A 19,886-nucleotide genomic window follows, 5' to 3' on the forward strand; every position below is an offset into this window, starting at 1 on the left:
CGGCTCAAGCGGCCTTTCGTTCAGCGGCATCTTCAAAAGCCGCGATCAAGGCGTCGTAAGGGAGCAAAATTGCAGCATGGCGCCCCTTATGATCTCTAGCTGCCGCCAACTTATCCATATTCTTCCAGCCTCCAGGAGACGTGTCCGACCCTTCGAAAAACTCCTCTAGTTGTGAACGAACCTGGATAATATCGTCTATCTGCCGGCCAATGGCTTCTGCGCCCAAAATGGCTGCCGAAGCCTGCCCTAGCGCACAGGCGCTAATGATCAGACCCAAGTCTTCCAATTCACCCGTTTCTGACACCATCACATCGGCAGTAACGACGCTGCCACAAGTCCGGGAACGCACCTCCGCGCTACCATCTGGTTGTTCTAGCCGCTGCTGATACGGAATCGAAACCGCAAGGCGCAAAATATCCCGCGTATAGAGTGTCGCGCTCATTCCACCGTCTCTGGTGTATCATCCACCGACGCTCGGCGTTCCTGCACAAAGTCCACCATCGCTTTGCCACTAGCGTTGAGCAGCGGATAAGTGCGTGAATCGGAAAGCCATTGCGGTCTGGGCTCCTCAGCACCGTAAATGCTATCATATCCGAGAATCACTAACAGATAGAGTAACGTTGCGCCGATAAGTCCCTTGATCATACCAAAACCGAAACCGAGCACTCGATCAATCGGCCCTAGAAGGGACTTTCGTGATTTCGCACCGATGGATTTCGCAATCGAACGGCCCAGCGCATAGGTCACAATGACTATTGACGCAAAAGCGAGTACTGAAGCGCCGCTCTCACTGCCGATCGGATCAATCAAACGATCAGTAACCGGCGTGTGAAAAAACCTAACGCCAAAAATTACCAATATCCATGCGATGAAAGACAATGCTTCCTGAACAAAACCCCTCAGAAAACCGAGGATTGCTGCCCCGCCCATCAAAACCAGTACAAAAATATCAAGACCCGTCATGGGGTCTAGCTAATCACGACCAAGCATATGGTCAACGAGATTGGCAAGTTTGGCAAATTGCAGCTGCTTCATAGCGCCGCTGCTCTTTTCCCCTGATGTTGGTAGCAGCGCACGATCAAAGCCAAGTTTGGAAGCCTCTTTTAAGCGAAGCGATGTATGGGAGACCGCGCGAATTTCTCCAGACAGTGCAATTTCACCAAATATCACCGCATCGCTCGGCATCGGGCGTTCCGCATGCGCCGAGATTAACGCCGCTGCCACGGCGAGATCGGCAGCGGGGTCGGTCAACCGATAGCCACCTGCGACGTTGAGATAGACTTCAGCACCAGAGAAGCTTAGGCCGCATCGCGCTTCCAGAACCGCCAATATCATCGCTAGCCGGGCATTATCCCATCCGACCACCGAGCGCCGCGGAGTGGCGCCGCTCGCCAACCTAACCGTCAGCGCCTGAATTTCCACAAGCACCGGCCGAGTGCCTTCCAGGGCCGGAAACACTGTTGCTCCCGTCACTTCCTCACGGCGGTCTGTCAGGAACAATGCGGAAGGATTGGACACCTCTGCCAGTCCCGCCTCTTCCATCGCGAACACACCAATTTCATCCGTCCCACCGAAACGGTTCTTGATCGCCCGCAAAATTCTATACTGATGACTGCGCTCACCCTCAAAGCTCATCACGGTGTCGACCATATGCTCGAGCACACGCGGGCCAGCAATATTACCATCCTTGGTAACATGACCGACGAGCATGACCATCGTTCCATGTTCTTTGGCAAATTTGATGATTTCCTGCGCCGAGGCCCGAACTTGGCTAACCGTTCCGGGCGCGCCTTCGATCAGATCGCTGTGCATAGTTTGGATCGAATCGATCACAACAAAATCAGGTGCGTCACGACCTAAAGTCGTCAGTATATCGCGTACCGAAGTTGCAGAGGCCAGTTTAACTGGTGCTTTACCCAGCCCAAGCCGTCGCGCGCGCAACCGCACTTGATCCGCCGCTTCTTCGCCCGAAATATAGGCAACGGAAAGCCCCGTTTCAGCCAAACGCGCCGACACCTGAAGTAGAAGTGTCGATTTCCCTATGCCGGGGTCGCCACCCATAAGAGTCGCTGAACCTGCCACCAGACCACCGCCAACAGCCCTGTCAAATTCAGCAAGTCCCGTTTTTTTGCGGTCGGGCAGCGCAATCTCGCTATCCAGCCCGACCAGACGGACTTCCCGGCCACCGCTCTGCAAATTATGCTTGGCAGCAAAAACGGTATCACCGGCTTCCTCAACTAGTGTGTTCCACTCTCCACAGTCGCCGCACTGCCCCTCCCAACGATGGGCAATCGATCCACAATTCTGGCAGACATATTTTTTCTTGGTTTTGGCCATAAATTCCATTTAGCAGAACAAACAAGGAACGCTAGAGATATTTACAAGTCGAGCAATAGTTTACTCGCATTGCCGCTTGCACCCTTCTCGCCATCCTGTAGTTAAAAATCCATGCGACAGAAAGAACTCCGACTGGCCCTGATCTGCTATGGCGGCGTTAGTCTGGCTATCTACATGCACGGCATTACCAAAGAGATATGGAAACTGGCGCAAGCAAGTCGGGATTTTCACGATGGAGCGCGGGTCGATCAGTGCAGTCGTGGAATCTACTATGATATCCTGGAATGGGTGGAGCGGGAAACCGGGACAAAGCTGAGAGTGCTTCCAGACATTATCTCAGGCGCCAGCGCGGGGGGGATCAACGGAATATTCCTATCCCAGGCCATTCTGTCGGGCAAATCGCTCGAACCGCTGACCGATCTTTGGCTCGACACGGCCGATGTCGACAAATTACTCGACCCCGACGCGCGCCCGCTTTCACGCTTCTCCAAATTCTGGGCCGAGCCCATTGCTTGGATGGCACTTGGCCGCAAAGGTGGCGCGGTCGAACAAACCGTCTCCGAGGAAGCCCGCGAAGAGGTCAAGATGAAGCTCTCGCGCTTCGTCCGTGCCCGCTGGTTTGCACCACCCTTTGGCGGCAAGGTTTTCAGCGGCCTGATCTGGGATGCCCTCGAAGCCGTCAGCGCAACCGAACGCGGCCCGCGCTTGCTCCCGCCCGGCCAGCCACTGGATCTGTTCGTCACAGTAACGGACTTTGTTGGACATCCAGAGAAACTGCAACTGCACAGCCCTCCCGAAGCGCTCGAAATGGAGCATCGCATCACCATTGGCTTTTCGACGAGAGGCAAAAGGGACGAAGCGATAGCGGACCCTGCAGAGCTGACCTTTGCCGGCCGCGCGACCGCCAGTTTCCCTGGAGCCTTCCCGCCGTTCACGGTTAGGGAACTGGACGAGCTTTTGTCTGACCATCAATATGTCTGGGCAGGCCGTTCGGCATTCCTGAAGCGGGTGCTGCCGAACCAATATCGTGCCGGTACGGCTGAAGATACCGTGTTGATCGATGGCTCGGTCCTAGCCAATGCGCCCTTCGCACAGGCAATTGAAGCGCTGAAGAACCGCCCCGCCAAACGGCAGGTCGATCGCCGCTTCGTCTATATCGATCCCCGCCCGGATCTCGACGTCGCGAAAAGCGACAAAGCAATGGAACGCCTGCAAGCGGCCCAGGAAGCCGAGAACGAGGCGCTACCCGGCTTTTTCTCAACAATTTTTGGAGCGATCTCCAATATCCCACGCGAGCAACCTATCCGGGACAATCTCGATGCCATTGCCGGACGGTCCAACCGGATTACCCAGATGCGCCTGATCACCGAAAATTTGCGCGGCGAGGTCGAGCAAAATGTCGAGAGCCTGTTCGGTCGCACCTTTTTCCTCGATCGGCCAACGGCGTCCCGTATGGCGGCCTGGCGTCGCAAATCGCGGGATAAAGCGGCCAAACTCGCTGGTTTCTCATATAGCGCGTACGGCCACCTTAAACTGGCAACGGTGATCGAAGATATCGCCCATACGGTGCGACGGGCGAAAGCAGACCCCAACTCACATAATCACCCCGGCTTGCGCAGCGCGCTTTGGGCAGAGATACGGCACCGTGGCCTCGACAATATCAGCCAGAAAGGTGGTGGCCCAACTAAGCTGGCTGCCGAATTTTTTCGGCAACATGACCTTGGCTATCGCGTGCGTCGTCTTCGCTTCCTTGCGCGGCAACTGGCGGAAGATCTCGATCAGGCCGATCCTGCCGACTACAAGGTCATGGAAGTGATGCATGACGTCATCTATGATTGCCTTTCCCTTTATATCGAGCGCGAGACAATCGACTATCTCGGCGATGATTTCCTAACCATTGCAGAGCAAGCCGACGAGCAACCGGGAGCAATGCTGGATGCACTGGCCAAGACCCGCAATCTGGCGGAGACCGATGCAATCGTCGATGCCAAGCTTGCGGAGGCCATGGCCATGATACCGAAGGCAGAGAAGCGTTCGATGCTGCTCGCCTTCCTGGGTTTTCCTTTCTACGATGTCGCCACCCTGCCGCTTCTTCAAGGCGAAGGTCTGGACGAATTTGATCCAATCAAGGTCGACCGCATCTCGCCCGAAGATGCCAAAACGATCCGCAAAGGCGGCGTAACTGCTACGTTAAAAGGCATTGAATTCAATAACTTTGGCGCCTTCTTTAGCCGCACTTATAGAGAGAATGACTATCTTTGGGGCCGCTTGCATGGCGCCGATCGGATGATCGACATCATCCTTTCCACCCTACCCGACGCCAAGCATCCCGGTGCCGGAAAGCTGCTCGAATTCAAGAAAACCATTTTCCATAAGATCGTTGACCAAGAGGAAGCAAGACTAACCCGGGTCCAGCCGTTGATCGCTTCCTTACGGTATGAGATCGAGAATGCGACGCTCTGATCAATGATCCGCATCATGAGCATGCGCCGGCATTTCTAAGCTCTTATAGACCGCTTCGACAAAGGCATCTCCCTTGATGAAGGCATTGGGATTGGTATCCCATTGCGCCACCAGTTTCATCGCTTTGACCGCTTCCAGTGATTTGCCCTCACCCTGCGCTTTTTCCACCGCGCTGATCACGGACTTCAGCATATCGCGATAGGAGACCAAGTCCGACTTGGTTGCCATTGGGCCATGACCCGGGATAATTTTCGTATCATCATCAACGATGGTCAGCGCCTTTTCTGCCGCTGCCAGCACACCGCGCGCGTTGCCCCCGCTGTTGAGATCAATGAAGGGCAAGGTCACTTTGTTAAAGTAAAGGTCCCCCATATGCAGCACGTTGGCTTTTTTCCAGAAGACGATACTATCGCCATCGGTATGCGCGTGTTTCATATGTTTGACGCTCACCTCGTCACCATTGAGATGCAGTTTTAAACCGTCATGATATGTCACCGTGGGCAAGGCTTCAGCCGGCGAAGCCGGATCGTTTCCGCGTCCTGACTTCTGGATACCCAGCATCCGTTCGCGAACATGATCATGCGCCATGATCAATGCCCCGGCCTTGCCGAAATTCTCATTCCCGCCGCTGTGATCACCATGCCAATGGGTGTTGATCAGATATTTGACCGGCTCCGCCCCAAGATCAGCGATCGCTGCTTCAATCTTGGGCGTTAGCGGAGCAAATTGATCATCGATCAGTACTGTTCCGTCCGGTCCATAGGAAACACCAATATTGCCACCTGCTCCAAATAGAACGGCAATGCCCTCACCCAAGGACTCTGCTTTAATTTCTACAGCTGCAAAACGGTCTGCTTCCTGCGCATTGCTCTGCGTACAAGCTGACACAGCAAGCGATGTCGTCGCCAATAATGCAATGCTGAAAGATGTCTTGATAAAGCTACGCATGAGAAAATCTCCTTGGGTTTAAACGACCTTCTAACCGATCATATGTCTTTGGCAAAGAACATCAGATTGACCAACCGGCCGGTCTCGGGCGTCTTGCCAAAGGCCTGTCCGCTGTTGTGGAACATCCACGGGCTAAACAATATCAGCCGATTGAAGCGCATCGGCACTGTCATCACCTTCATCCATTGCCCGGGACGATTGGTATCCTTGTTCACCACATCCTCGATCAACGCATTAATGTCGGAATAGCCCGCATTGCTGATCGCCAACGGATCGGTCGGCACGCGCTCCAGACCCGTACGTTTGTGGCGGAAAAATTCGGTGCCGCCTTTGCAATGTTCGGGAAGCGATAGGTAGAGAATACCAGAATAAAATGCCGGATCGATATGCACGCCGCTGCGTCCCTTGTCGCCTTTCAACGTGACCCGGCAATGCAGATGAGTGCTATTGGATGTCGCCTTTACTGGAGCATTAATGATGCCAGAGATACGATCATTCAGCCCCTGAATATCCAGAGGCTTGGTCGAGATATGGCCTGGATAATTGCCATTTTTATTGTCGGGATCATAGTTGAGTCCCAATGCAGCGTTGCGCGCTGTCACTGGGTCAGCGAGAAAATCATCGAGAATTAGCAACGACGGCAGCATCAAACAGTTCTCCAACGGGATGGCGAAACATATATTTCCATAGCCTCACAAAACAAACGCACGCTATAATCGTTCATATTGTGAGCCACTATCCTGACGAACCTTACAAAGTTTACACAGTTAAAGAATAAAAGTCCTTCTTTCCCAATATCGTCAGAATCGGCGCCTAAACCACTGTTAAGTGGTGAAAAACATACAAGGTGTCGAGAATAGGGCATGGAAAGACCCTATCATGACTGGCGCGCTGTAGGACATCAATTTGTGAATCGAGGCCAACGGCTCCGTAGATATATCATCCGCAATCTCCTTATACCCTCTGCTTGCTCGGCCGTTAACGCCCCATGTCCCTTTGGATGGTTCGGCTAGCCATGTAAAAATGGAACACCGACCAAAGATATAGGCATTTGAACAGGATCATCGACCACTGCAGCCCATCAGCATTGGCAGTGTCGCATGCCGTTTGTGCGGCAACCGCAAGATTAGATGCCTTGCACGCCTCCAAGCTAAGCGTTGGATCGATTCCGGACAGGAATGTCGCATTTAGAATCGTCGATAGTCCGCCAATCAACGGTGGCCCAAGGCCATAGCCCAGCAGGTTTACGATGAACAAAGTGACAGCGACCGCCGTAGCTCTCATGCGGCTATCAACCACGCCGCTAGGCACGGCATAAAGCGGGCAGAGATAGGTGTAGAGCAGCATTTGTCCGATCATCATAAGCGGAACCGCCAGCCACAAAGATTCCGCCAAATAACCGACGACATGCATCGGGATCACACCGAGCAAGGCAAACATCGGTATTAGTGCCAATGCCTTCGGGAAACGTTCAGCATATTTATCGGCCAAAAAGCCGGACATATAGGTACCGATGGATGCCATGACAGCGAGTGCCATCGCGATTTTGACCGATGCATCGAAAATCGACATTTCATGCGTGCGAATGAGAAAGGATACGAAGAATTGACCAACGCCATAGTTGACGAATGACGCAATGGTCACCCCCATTGTGACGTGCCAATAAGCCGGCTTTTTGGTCAAAATCTTGAGAACTTCGCGAAAACCGACCTGCTCCTTGTTCTGCATTTCCGGTGGATCGGTATACCCACGAGGCGGTTCCGTGATCGTCATTTTCACCAGCATTGCGACCAGAATGCCCGGAACACCGACAACCACAAACGCAACCCGCCAGCCTTCGATATTTTGCCAATCCAGTGCATTGACGGCCCATGTCCAATTCCAGCTGTTCAGCAACGCAGCGACCGTCGGTCCGTCGAGGCTATCCACAATGAAACCGCCAAAGACATAAGCGACCATACCGCCAAGCGGGATGCCTAGCGCATAGACAGAAACTGCGGTTGAGCGCTCTTTTGGTACAAAATAATCGGCGATGATCGAATTGGCTGGTGGCGAACAACCCGCCTCACCAATGCTAACGCCAATGCGGAAAATGAACAGCGCGATAAAGCTGGTCGCAAAGCCGCATAACGCCGTCATCAAACTCCATAAAGCAATCGACCCAGCTATGATCCAGACGCGATGATGTTTTTCCGAGAATCGCGCAATGGGTATGCCAACAAAAGTATATAAGATCGCGAAGGCTGGGCCGCCGAGCAGCCCCATTTGCCAATCTTCAACGCCGAACGATTCTTTGATCGGCTCGGTCAAAATATTGATGATGGTGCGATCTATGAAATTGAAAATATAGACACTGAGCAATATTCCGAGAATATAATTGCGGTAGTTTTTGCTACCATAGCCTGTGTCTGGTGACCCATGGCTGTCAGAATGAGAGACGCTACTCGCGGTCGCTTCGGCCAAATTCAAACTCCTCTACCGTTTTCCAAACATTCTATGTGTTCGGTTTTCCTACGATACCGATTTCTCGGATATTGTATATTTCATTCGCCCGATTCTCTTCCTGCGCAAAGCGGACGTCTATATAAGTGATGTCGGGTTCACCGGTCGGCCAAAGGCCTGTCGATCCAAATAGGAGAAGACCATGCCATTTCAGTGATTGTCGCCGGTGCATTTGTCGGCGGTGCTTGCCCCAAGCGCAAACTGTCATAAGTCGACCAGCGACAGGTGGGGTTCTGGATCACGCGGACATAGTAGAACGCATTTTGCTCGGCGCGAAAATCCCGGTCCGTCCAGAGAGTTTTTAATTCCGTCGCACCTTGTGTCTGGTCAATCGAACAATCTTTCAAACTGACCGTCGCCTTTGTGGCAGGACATCGCTTTGTACGGGGATCGATAGCGCGCCCTCCACTGCACAATATATCTTGCACGGCTTCCTTTGTTTCGCCATTTTCAATCCAGCCTTTTACCACCTGGACCTTGTCCAACGGCGCATCCAAGGGATCACGCATCGCCCAGATGAAGAAGCTTGGCACTTGTCCCGCCACGCTATTCACCGAGCCCCCCATTGGGGCGCCTACCTTATACGCAGTTTTAAGAGCATCGACCGAATTGGGCAAATTATCGCGATAGTTGAAACTCGCGAAAAACCGGAGCCGAATGCGGGTTCCACTGGTCGCGTAAACCTCTTTTCTTTGCATCGCGTCAAAAAGTGCTTCTCTTGTATTGTCTTCCGCCCAGATCGCGGCAAGGCCACCCGGATTTCGCTTCAAAGTGCCGTATTCTCCATCGCGGCCGGCGCTGAGGCGGGTCTTTGCTGACGCATTAAAAATCCCGGTTACACCGCGGAAATCCCGCTCTTCGGTGTCGCCAGGGCTACTGTTATGGGTATCGGTGCTACCGACCATGCCAAAGCGGAACGGGTTCACACCATTTTCCTCCTCCAGCACCAGCCCCTTTTTCAAACCGTCCCTCGCCATTGAGGTCTCGGAGATACAGCCGGTTTCCTGACCATCGGTGCACCGCGGAAGAAATTGTTCAAAACCACATTCTTCGTCTGAAGTACCAAAGCCAATACTGCATTCCGAATTGCCCTTGATCTGATACATCTCAACAATGGGTTCGACCTGCTTGCGCTGCCGCCAGTCGTCGATCGTATATTGATCGCCATCAATAGTATGGCTCGCAAAGGCCAGCCCCCATGACTTGTTCGGATTATGAGGAATGGTTAGAAACTCACAAGGGCCCACGCAGTCGCGTAAAAGACTGTCCCATAGATCCAATTCCGTTCGTGCATGCATCGCAGAAACAGCCTGGCGCGGGACGGTACTGTTGCGAAAGATCACATTACGGTGCATCTTTCCAAAATTGGGAAGAGGCGGAGAATATTCATAGGCTGCAAATGTTGTAAACTTGCCTGGGTCATTATGTTTCTCTGCGATGGCAACAATGTTTTTCCAGGTTAATGCAGCAAGCTGTGCTTCCGTTTTTTCGCCGTTTAGATAACCTGCCAAACTCGATTCAGGTGGGCGTTGCTCCCCCTGTTCCCGAAGTTCCAGAAACAGATTTGCGTCAGGGTTTTCCAAGCGCTTGCAGAAATCTGCACCTTCCTCATTTTTTGCCGAACCGCCACAAAGTTCATGCATGCCGAAGCCTTCTGCATGATCGGTCATTGCAGCGAAATCGAGCGGTATGGACAGTTGCATCAACTCACCGCCAGGATTTTTCAAACTTTCGCCTTTAGCGAAACGATAAGACTGGTCCAACGACAGGCGGTTGCCGAAAATATAGCTATCAAAGGAAAGATCGGAGTGACCATGAAGATCACCAAAATAGACATTTCTCTCGGGATTTGCTTCCTGATATTTGATCGGTTGTTGAGTGATTCCCGCAAAGGCCGTTTCATCTTGCGCAGCGATATCTGCTTTCAATTCAGCAATATCTTCCTCGCTCATAAATGGCTGTGACAGTCGATACTGAACGTAGAAATAACCGACAACGGCCACGACCAATGCGGCCAATCCGACCCAATAAACCTTACGCATCCACCCATTCCTTATTATTTTACAAATGGATAAGAGCGTATAACCGGCAACAGGTCAACCGCACAAGTTGCGCTATTGTGCGTTTCGAAAAGTAGAAAAAAGCGAATAGATCAGGAAAACCCGACACGGACAAAACGCTTTTGAAGCGAGATGACTCGCTATCCCGACAGGCCGGTTGACAATCAAATTTCTCAAATACTATTATGTCTGTAGGAAATAATGTCGTTATGACATAATACTATTTAGGATTGAGGATGACCAATTCCGTTTCGGAACCTGTGCAAGAGCACTATACATATTGTGCAATCTGCGAGCAGCTTTGCGGGCTAAAGGTCACGACGCGTGGCGATGATGTTGTGCGCATCCAGCCTGATAAGGAGAATCCGCACAATTGGGCAGATTTTTGCATTAAAGGCGCGACTGCGGATGAATATCGCACCCACCCTGCCCGTCTTCGTTCCCCGATGAAACGCGTGGGTGATGGCTATGTTGCTGTCAGCCATGAAGAGGCGGTAGATGGCATTGCTTCGGCTTTTCGGAAAATCATCGAACGCGACGGACCTGATGCTATTGGCGCCTATGTCGGCAACCCCAATGCCTTCAACTTCGCCAACTCCATTTTTCATGGGGCCTTCATGGACGCCGTGGGATCGCACAACCGCTATTGGGTCGGCTCAATCGACCAGAACGCTTATCACTATGTCGGCGAGCAAATGTATGGTTCATCCTACACGACCTTGATCCCCGACGTCGATACATGTCAATATTTGCTCCTGATCGGTAGCAATCCGGCGATCAGCGCAATGGGCTGGGTCGGGTCGGTCCCCAACGGCTGGAAACGTGTGCTTGCCGCGGTTGAACAAGGGGCTGAGCTTGTGGTTGTCGACCCCCGGTTAACGGAAACCGCAAAACGCGCCACCACGCATCTTTCGCCACTCCCAGAGAGTGATTGGGCATTCCTGCTGGCGATCATCCATGTAATCTTGGACAAGGGACTGGAAAACCGTGCGGCCTGCGATAGTGCGTCCCATTTCGAACGAGTGCGAGATATCGCGCTGACGCAAAAACCCGCGAGCCTCGCACGCCGGTGCGATATCCCATTGTCGGATATCGAACAGATCGCCATCGGCTTCGCGACCGCTGAAACAGCGGCCTGCGTGGCCCGTACCGGCAGCGCCATGGGGCGCAATGGCGTGTTGGCGGAATGGTTGAGCCATGTTCTCAACCTGATGACCGGACGAACCGATAGTCCCGGCGGCCGCGTTTTGTGCGATGGCGTTGCCGACTTCATGAAACTCGGGGCCGAAGTCTTTGCTCCCACCACAATCCCGAGCCGTTTGCGCCAATGGCCGCCGGTCGCCGGTGCGCATGCACTGGCTGAACTGCCTGACGAAATTCTAATGCCAGGTCCCGGCCAGATCCGTGGCTTGATCATCAATGCCGGCAATCCGACGATCAGCGGACCAGATGGACCGCAGCTCGACAAAGCGCTCGCCAGCCTGGAATGTCTGGTCGCCGTCGATCTATTTCAGCGCGAGAGTCATCGTCATGCCCATTGGCTAATCCCCGGCCTCCATTTTCTGGAGAATGAGGAAATCCACGTTCTCTATAGTTCATTTCACGAAGTTCCTTTTGTGCAGAAGGCGCGCAGGACTGTTCCTCCGCCACAGGGCATGCGCGCGGAATGGGAATTTTACCGCGACCTTTCCGATGCGATGGGACTGACGCTTTTCGAAGGCATGTTCCCTCCAGAACCCGCTGCGGTCGAGGATGGCTTGTTGGCCATGGGGGGCAGAGTTGACCGGGCAACGATCGAAGCCCATCCACATGGACTGCATCTCGGTCCAAAAACCTATGGTCGCTTGTCGCAAAATCTGTTGACGCCGGACCGCAAGATCGCAGCTGCACCCGAGCCATTGATATCGCTGTTACGCGAACGGCTGGAAGAGCCTGAGACGCGCGACGCAAAACAAGCCTTCCCATACCAAATCATCTCGCGCCGCCGGTTACAGACAATGAACTCGTGGCTAACCGAATCCAGCGCCGCGCGGCTTCGCAAAGATGTGGGTGAAGAAATAACCATCAGCTCCGAAGATGCGAAGCGCGACGGATGGGAAGATGGTGACCGCGTTCAAGTCGAAAGCACAACTGGCCGTCTGACGGTGACGTTGCGGGTCAGCGAAGAATTGCGATCTGGCGCCGCTGTCATGGAATATGGCTGGGGTTCGCAAACCCTGGACCCACAGGGTCAAACGATCATGCCGGCCAGAGGCAAAAACCGGAACGAGCTGGTTTCCGGCAACGATCTGGACCCGCTGGCACGCGTCCCGCGCTTTAACGGCACCCCAGTACGTATTCGGCGGATTTCAGCAGCGACAGCTTGAATATTCGCGCAATCCAAACTGGAATATTTTGTGAGTAGTTTCGCGATAAATTCAGCGCGATTTCATCACTCGGTCAGGTCTTCCCAAGCATCTTTTAGCTTTCCAAAAAACCCGGTCGAATTGGGTGTTTCGTCACCGGTCTCGGTTGCCTGAAAATCGCGAAGAATTTGCCGCTGCTGCTTGGAAAGCTTGGTCGGTGTTTCGACTTCGATCTGGATCACCATATCACCGTTTCCGCGCCCCTGCAGAACCGGCATACCGGCCCCACGCTGGCGAATTTGCTTGCCGCTCTGGATACCCGCTGGAATACGAATTTCATGCTTTTCACCGTCTAGACCGGGAATGGTGATTTCACCGCCCAAGGCCGCCAGCGTGAAGCTGATCGGTGCACGGGTGAACAAGGTTGTTCCTTCGCGTTCAAAAATATCGTGCCGGATCAGATGAATGAAAATATAGAGATCGCCAGCCGGAGCGCCGCGAGCCCCCGCTTCGCCTTTTCCGGATAGCCGGATTCGCGTCCCGGTATCGACACCAGCAGGAATCTCGACCTCAAGCGCCTGTGGTTTATCAACCCGCCCCTCGCCGTAACAGGCATGGCACGGGCTTTCGATTACTTCGCCCCGCCCCTGACAACTGGTGCAAGTGCGTTCGACGACGAAAAAGCCTTGTTGAGCACGAACTTTACCATGGCCCTGACAGGTACCGCAGCGTTTAACGCCGGTGCCGGGCTCCGCGCCGGAACCGTCACATTCGTCACAACCAACCGATACATCAATTTCGATTTCCGTGTCTTTGCCATGGAACGCCTCTTCCAGCGTAATTTCCATGTCATAGCGCAAGTCTGCGCCGCGAGCCGGACCACGTTGTTGTTGCTGACCGCCGAAACCGCCACCGCCGCCTCCACCAAATATGGTTTCGAAAATATCGCCGATATCGTTGAAAGCAGCACCGCCGAAGCCGCCTTGACCGCCACCGGCATTATTGCCGCCGCCGTTGGTGAAGGCTTCATGGCCGTAACGATCATAGGCCGCCCGTTTCTGGGGGTCCTTTAGAACATCATAAGCTTCGCTGATTGTTTTAAACTTGGCTTCTGCGGCCTCATCACCCGGGTTCTTGTCCGGATGCCATTGCATCGCCAGTTTGCGGTAGGAAGATTTGAGCGTCGCGCCATCGCAATCGCGCGATACGTTCAACTGCTCATAATAATCAAATTCGGACGCCATAGTCATGCTTTCCCCAAAGCGAGAAGACCGTCGCCCCTGCTCAGATGAGGGCCGCTTGGATTAGATCCAACGGCCTGCGCCTGCGCAGGAGCGACGTTCCAAACTTTACTCAGCCGCCTTGGCGTCGTCTTTCTTGTCATCTTCGGAGTCATCGACTTCGGAGAATTCAGCATCAACAACATCATCGTCGGCTTTTGCCGCCGCATCTGCTGCAGCTGCATCAGCAGCATCGCCACCGGCCGCTTGTTCCGCTTCATAGATCTTCTGACCCATTTGCATGGAAACCTGCGCCAGCGCTTCAGACTTGGTCTTCATCGCTTCAGGATCGCCACCTTCGATAGCTTCCTTGGTTTCCTTCACGGCTTCTTCAATCTGGCCTTTCAGGTCAGCATCAATCTTGTCGCCATGCTCTTCAAGCTGCTTCTCAGTGGTGTGGACAAGGCTTTCGGCGTTGTTCTTGGCTTCCGCCTCGGCACGCCGCTGCTTGTCTTCTTCTGCAAATTTCTCTGCATCCTGAACCATCTGATCGATGTCGTTATCGCTAAGCCCACCAGAAGCCTGGATTTTAATCTGCTGCTCCTTGCCGGTGCCTTTATCTTTCGCGGACACATTGACGATGCCGTTGGCATCAATATCAAAGGTCACATCAATCTGAGGCACGCCCCGCGGTGCTGGCGGAATACCGACGAGGTCGAAATTGCCGAGCATTTTGTTATCGGCAGCCATTTCCCGCTCACCCTGGAAGACCCGGATCGTCACAGCGCCCTGATTGTCATCAGCGGTCGAGTAGACTTGGCTTTTCTTCGTTGGGATTGTGGTGTTGCGGTCGATCATGCGTGTAAACACGCCGCCAAGCGTTTCGATACCCAGCGATAATGGTGTCACGTCGAGCAACAGAACGTCTTTAACATCGCCCTGCAAAACGCCAGCCTGAATGGCAGCACCCATGGCCACAACTTCATCCGGGTTCACGCCCGTATGTGGTTCTTTGCCGAAGAATTTTTCAACGGTCTCGCGAACCAGCGGCATACGGGTCATCCCACCAACCATGACGACATCGTCGATCTCGCTGGCTTCGACGCCCGCATCTTTCAGAGCCTTCTTGCAAGGGTCGAGCGTGCGCTTGACGAGATCGCCAACCAGTTTTTCCAGATCAGCGCGGCTGATCGATTTCACCAGATGCTTTGGTCCGTTCTGATCTGCGGTAATGAACGGCAGGTTGACTTCGGTCGTTTGCGCGCTGGACAGTTCGATTTTGGCTTTTTCAGCAGCTTCCTTGAGACGCTGTAGCGCAAGCTTGTCCTTGGTAAGGTCGATGCTTTCCGCTTTTTTGAAGTCCGCCGCAAGAAACTCAACAAGTTTCGCGTCAAAATCTTCACCGCCGAGGAACGTGTCGCCGTTGGTCGATTTCACTTCGAAAACGCCATCACCAATTTCGAGGATCGAAATATCAAATGTACCGCCGCCAAGGTCATAGACAGCAATCGTCTTGCCGTCATTTTTGTCGAGACCATAAGCCAGCGCCGCAGCGGTTGGCTCGTTGATGATACGCAGCACTTCAAGACCGGCAATCTTACCGGCATCTTTGGTTGCCTGACGCTGAGCATCATTAAAATAGGCAGGCGTGGTAATCACCGCCTGGGTTACGGTTTCGCCGAGATAGGCTTCTGCCGTCTCTTTCATCTTCTGCAATGTATAAGCAGAAATCTGTGACGGGCTGTAATCTTCGCCGCCCGCTTTCACCCAAGCGTCACCGTTTGAGCCTTTGACGATTTCGTAAGGAACGAGTTCCATGTCTTTCTTCGTCATCGGATCATCAAACCGGCGACCGATCAGACGCTTCACAGCAAAAATCGTGCTTTCCGGATTGGTGACAGCCTGACGTTTCGCCGGTTGACCAATCAAACGTTCGCCGTCCTTGGTGAATGCAACCACTGACGGTGTCGTCCGCGCGCCTTCTGCATTTTCAATAACCTTTGGCTTACCGCCATCCATAACGGCAACACAGCTGTTGGTGGTGCCCAGATCAATTCCGATAACTTTACCCATAATTCCCTCAATCAATTTTCTAACATTAGCAAAATTGCCGCCCAGCCCTTGTTAACTGGCACTGTTACGGCTTCGCCATGCGATATAGGTGGCATTTTTCTTGGCACAAGACGTGAGACATCCTACATTTGAAAAATCAACGCAAAACACCCATATTGGGACAGGTTTGCAACGATTTAACGAGGTACCCCAATGAACAAAGTCATGACTATGCTCGCCGCATCCATTTCCCTTGTGCTCGCTTCCTGCGGTCAGGGAGACATACTCTTCGCCGACAACGCGGTGATCAACCTGTCTCCAGTGGATGGGAACCCTTCCGCCGGCTATATGGATTTGCACGGTGGCCGAGTGAACGTATCACTGGTGGGCGTCACATCTGACGATGTTCTACGCATGGAAATGCACGAAACGACCGAGACAAACGGGATGGCAAGCATGGCCAAGCTCAAATCGATCCCCGTTCCAGCTGGCAAGACCGTAAAACTTGAGCCCGGAGGGAAACATCTGATGATCTGGGGCGTCGGCGAAGGGGCCCAGAAACGTGGCTTACTGACCATGACATTAATCTATTCCAACGATGACCGGATCGAAATTAATGCGGCCATCAAAAAGGTCGGCGATGCTGCACCAGCTGCTGAATAGTCAGCCGTCCCGGTGACCAGTCGCGCGCTGACCGATCCTGAAATCACATTGTGCCAGTCCGTTTTTGGGGCAGCCATCGACTATGATCGGGTGACCATTTTCAACCGCAAATGGTGGCCGTTCCAGAACCGGCGCGTCACCATGGCCCCCGATGGCAATCTCTGGTTCCATCCCGAGAATGACCTATTCTGTGATGATTTCTGCGGATCTGCAACGAATATACAAGCGCTGTTCATTCACGAAATGGTGCATGTCTGGCAGCATCAGCAAGGCATTTTCTTACCCTTAGCGCGGCATCCCTTCTGTCGATATGACTATGAACTTCGACCGGGAAAAGCCTTCACCAAATATGGGATTGAACAACAGGCCGAAATTACGAGCCATTATTTCCTGCTCAAAAACGGGGTCAAATTGCGCAATGGCCATAGCATCGCCGACTATGAAGCAATCTTGCCCTTTTAGCAGTGCATTCAGGCAATAGGCGCTATTAGGGCAGCAGCCCCAATTTCTCCCGCATCATCCAACGGATCAGCATCAGCACCGAGACCACGCCCAATCCGCCAGCCAATCCGGCCCAGATTCCTAGACCTTCCCAGCCTTGCCAAAAGGCAAGACTGGCGCCCAAGCCAAGGCCGATAAACCAATATCCCATCAACGCAAACAGCATAGGCATGGTCGTATCGTGCAGTCCCCGCAACATGCCGGCCCCGACCACCTGAGCACCATCCACAATCTGGAAAATAGCAGCAATGGCCAGAAAACCGACGGCCAGTGCCGCAACTTCAGCATTGCCGGGGGCGCTGGCATCAATGAACATGGATATCAGCATATTGGGCGCCAAAACGAACACAAGCGCCATAGCCGCCATGAACGATGTACCAAGGATGAAACTTACCCAACCGGCGCGCATGATCCCCGCATGGTTTTTCCGGCCATATTGAATACCGACGCGCACCGTTGCCGCTTGGCCGATCCCCATCGGCACCATGAATGTCAGAGAAGCCAACTGCAATGCGATGGCGTGAGCCGCAACGGATGCGGTCCCTATCAAACCCATGAGCAACGCCGCGAAACCAAAGACGGAACCTTCCAGGCCCATAGTGATCGCAATCGGTAAACCGAGTTTCCAAAGCGCCCGGAAACGAGGCCAGTCACTGCGCCAAAACCGTCCAAACAGACGATAGCGGCGAAAGCGCTTGTGCCACATCACGACGAGCGCCATGCCTGCAAACATCAAAACATTGGTCATCACGCTGCCAATGCCCGCGCCGACGACACCAAATTCCGGAACGCCAAACTTTCCAAAAATCAACGCATAGTTGAACAAGGCATTGGCCAGCACACCAATGACGCTGATGATAAGAGCCCAGAGCGTTTGCTCCAGCGCGGAGATGAAGTTGCGCAGAATGATGAAGAACAGAAACGGCAGGATCGCCCACATATAGGCACTGATGTAGGTTCCAGCTATTTCGGCGAGATCCGGCTTTTGACCCAAGGTAAGCAAGATGCTCTCGGTGTTCCAGAGGAGCATCCAAAGAGGCAGAATAACCGCCACGGCGGCCCACATGGCCTGCCGAAAGGTCCGGCGCACGTCGCGGACGCTATGCGGCATCCGGCCAATTTCCGTGGCCATCATCGGGGCGGAGGCGGTGATCAGCCCCATGCAGAAAATCGCACCGCTCATTGCCAAATTGAACCCCAAGGTCGCCGCAGCCAGTTCACGGGCGCCGAGCCAACCCAACATCAGCACATCGGTCGCGCCGATAAGCGCCATGGTCAAGTTCGATAGAATGAGCGGCCAGGCAAGCGACAGGGTAGCGTGCAGTTCATGCCGCCAAGGGTGTTGCTCTCGCAGTCTAAGGGACGCGCTAGTCATCGACGCCCGTTAGCCCAAGGCGTATCGCTAAGCTAGTGAAACTGCGGCATTGCGCTATTTTTCAGACAATTGTTCGGGATCCGCGAAGCCACTTTACTGTCCTGAAGACCGAAAAACCCCCTTGCCCATCTAATTTCATTTGATACTATCACCCTGTTGCGCAAGCGGCCCAACCCGCGCTTGCCCAAGTGGTGACCCTATGAAATTGTTAGATTATGATATGTCCGCATCCCGCGGATTTCTCTCGCATTTTGAGATTGTCGACATTGACCTTCCCGATATTTTCGTCCCAATCATAGAAGCAGCAGAGAATTTGTCCGGCCTGATGACCACCGGCCGGGTGCGCCACTGGCTGGAACAATTGCCGATGCTTGATCTCGCAGAATGGGCGGCCAACGCGCCTGAAGAACAGGTTCGCGTCGCCATGGTGCGCTATTCATTTCTGGTCCAGGCCTATGTCTGGGGTGAAAGCGAATCGCCGACCACCCTGCCCGCCAATCTTGCGCGCCCGATGGTGGCACTCGCAGACCGTCTCGATCAGGCGCCTCTGTTGCCCTATAGCGGTTATGTGCTGGACAATTGGGCACGGCTAGATCGCGAAGGCCCGATCGACCTCGACAATGTCTATATGGTGCAAAATTTTCTCGGCGGTGCCGACGAAAACTGGTTTGTCCTGATCCATGTTGCGATCGAAGCAGCAGCGGGACCGCTTCTCGATCTTGCTTGCAATCTCGTTACAGCAGCCAAAGCAAAAGATGTAACCACAGCAACCGCGCTATTGGAAGAAATGGACAGTCATTGGGATCGGGTGAACGCGATCTTCGACCGGATGCCCGATCTTTGTGATCCCTATATCTACTATCAGAGGGTCCGCCCCTATATTCACGGCTGGGCCAACAATCCGGCGCTTCCTGATGGCCTGATTTATGAAGGCGTCGAGAAATATGAAGGCAAGGGTCAAATATTTCGCGGTCAGACCGGATCGCAAAGCTCCATCGTGCCAAGCATGGATGCCTTGTTTCAGGTGAGCCACGAAAATGATCCGTTGCGCGCCTATCTGGACGAACTGCACGCCTATCGCCCGGTCCAGCACCGCCGCTTCATCGAGGATTTGCGTGAACACAGCACATTACGCGAATTTGCGATTGCCAGCGGTGATCCCGCGCTGCGGAACGCCTTTAACGCCAGCGTCGAGCAAGTTGCGCGTTTCCGCACACGCCATCTGGAATATGCGGCCAGCTATATCAACAAGCAGGCGGCAAACGGTAAAGGCAATGATACCGAGGTCGGAACCGGCGGCACGCCGTTCATGAAATATCTGAAAAAGCACCGCGATGAGAACCGTGCACAGGTGATCTAGCCTCCTCATTTCCGTGCAAACTGACATGACGGATTTAGCAGTTGCGCCTCCAGCTTGACC

General features: G+C 53.5%; 15 protein-coding genes. 5 read left to right on the forward strand and 10 right to left on the reverse strand.

The window, feature by feature from the left end; all coding sequences use genetic code 11:
• Positions 1 to 4: 4 nt before the first annotated feature.
• Genes ABJG22_RS12220 through radA form a run of 3 tightly spaced genes read right to left on the reverse strand, consistent with a single transcriptional unit; the run spans position 5 to position 2,337 of the window.
• Entirely contained in the window at positions 5 to 442 is a 438-nt protein-coding gene (locus ABJG22_RS12220) for an iron-sulfur cluster assembly scaffold protein (protein WP_348020550.1), read from the reverse strand.
• Positions 439 to 963, reverse strand: a complete 525-nt coding sequence (locus tag ABJG22_RS12225; protein WP_348020551.1) for a CvpA family protein — start codon at positions 961 to 963, stop codon at positions 439 to 441. The genes ABJG22_RS12220 and ABJG22_RS12225 overlap by 4 nt, the downstream gene beginning before the upstream one ends.
• Positions 964 to 972: 9 nt before the next feature.
• Complete coding sequence (gene radA / locus ABJG22_RS12230; protein ID WP_348020552.1) at positions 973 to 2,337, reverse strand: DNA repair protein RadA; 1,365 nt, start codon at positions 2,335 to 2,337, stop codon at positions 973 to 975.
• Between the two features lie 111 nt (positions 2,338 to 2,448).
• Between radA and ABJG22_RS12235 the strand changes: the two genes are divergently transcribed.
• Positions 2,449 to 4,800, forward strand: coding sequence for a patatin-like protein (locus tag ABJG22_RS12235; protein WP_348020553.1), 2,352 nt, complete (start codon positions 2,449 to 2,451; stop codon positions 4,798 to 4,800).
• On the opposite strand, the gene ABJG22_RS12240 is transcribed toward ABJG22_RS12235, so the two are convergent.
• From ABJG22_RS12240 to ABJG22_RS12255, 4 genes are all read right to left on the reverse strand, one after another.
• Complete coding sequence (locus tag ABJG22_RS12240) at positions 4,801 to 5,748, reverse strand: MBL fold metallo-hydrolase (RefSeq protein WP_348020554.1); 948 nt, start codon at positions 5,746 to 5,748, stop codon at positions 4,801 to 4,803.
• A gap of 38 nt (positions 5,749 to 5,786) precedes the next feature.
• A complete protein-coding gene (locus ABJG22_RS12245) occupies positions 5,787 to 6,395 on the reverse strand; it encodes a DUF6445 family protein (RefSeq protein WP_348020555.1) in 609 nt (202 codons plus the stop codon).
• Between the two features lie 331 nt (positions 6,396 to 6,726).
• Positions 6,727 to 8,211: an MFS transporter gene (locus tag ABJG22_RS12250; protein WP_348020556.1), complete on the reverse strand. Its 1,485-nt coding sequence runs from the start codon at positions 8,209 to 8,211 to the stop codon at positions 6,727 to 6,729.
• Positions 8,212 to 8,348: 137 nt separating this feature from the next.
• Positions 8,349 to 10,292, reverse strand: coding sequence for a DUF3604 domain-containing protein (locus ABJG22_RS12255; RefSeq protein ID WP_348020557.1), 1,944 nt, complete (start codon positions 10,290 to 10,292; stop codon positions 8,349 to 8,351).
• Between the two features lie 254 nt (positions 10,293 to 10,546).
• Between ABJG22_RS12255 and ABJG22_RS12260 the strand changes: the two genes are divergently transcribed.
• On the forward strand, positions 10,547 to 12,676 hold the full coding sequence (locus ABJG22_RS12260; RefSeq protein ID WP_348020558.1) for a molybdopterin-dependent oxidoreductase: 2,130 nt from the start codon (positions 10,547 to 10,549) through the stop codon (positions 12,674 to 12,676).
• A gap of 65 nt (positions 12,677 to 12,741) precedes the next feature.
• Here the strand turns inward: ABJG22_RS12260 and dnaJ are convergent, their stop codons facing one another.
• Entirely contained in the window at positions 12,742 to 13,899 is a 1,158-nt protein-coding gene (dnaJ, locus tag ABJG22_RS12265; RefSeq protein ID WP_348020912.1) for a molecular chaperone DnaJ, read from the reverse strand.
• Positions 13,900 to 14,004: 105 nt separating this feature from the next.
• A complete protein-coding gene (gene dnaK / locus ABJG22_RS12270) occupies positions 14,005 to 15,948 on the reverse strand; it encodes a molecular chaperone DnaK (protein ID WP_348020559.1) in 1,944 nt (647 codons plus the stop codon).
• 192 nt (positions 15,949 to 16,140) lie between these two features.
• Here dnaK and ABJG22_RS12275 point away from each other — a divergent pair, with 192 nt between their 5' ends.
• Entirely contained in the window at positions 16,141 to 16,590 is a 450-nt protein-coding gene (locus ABJG22_RS12275) for a copper chaperone PCu(A)C (RefSeq protein ID WP_348020560.1), read from the forward strand.
• A 12-nt stretch (positions 16,591 to 16,602) separates the two neighbouring features.
• Positions 16,603 to 17,052, forward strand: a complete 450-nt coding sequence (locus ABJG22_RS12280) for a vgr related protein (RefSeq protein ID WP_348020561.1) — start codon at positions 16,603 to 16,605, stop codon at positions 17,050 to 17,052.
• Between the two features lie 25 nt (positions 17,053 to 17,077).
• On the opposite strand, the gene ABJG22_RS12285 is transcribed toward ABJG22_RS12280, so the two are convergent.
• Entirely contained in the window at positions 17,078 to 18,466 is a 1,389-nt protein-coding gene (locus tag ABJG22_RS12285) for an MATE family efflux transporter (RefSeq protein ID WP_348020562.1), read from the reverse strand.
• 220 nt (positions 18,467 to 18,686) lie between these two features.
• On the opposite strand from ABJG22_RS12285, the gene ABJG22_RS12290 reads away from it, so the two are divergent.
• Positions 18,687 to 19,826, forward strand: coding sequence for an indoleamine 2,3-dioxygenase (locus ABJG22_RS12290; RefSeq protein WP_348020563.1), 1,140 nt, complete (start codon positions 18,687 to 18,689; stop codon positions 19,824 to 19,826).
• Positions 19,827 to 19,886 lie beyond the last annotated feature (60 nt).

The organism is Parasphingorhabdus sp., assembly GCF_039939955.1.
In the GTDB taxonomy this organism is placed as follows: domain Bacteria; phylum Pseudomonadota; class Alphaproteobacteria; order Sphingomonadales; family Sphingomonadaceae; genus Parasphingorhabdus.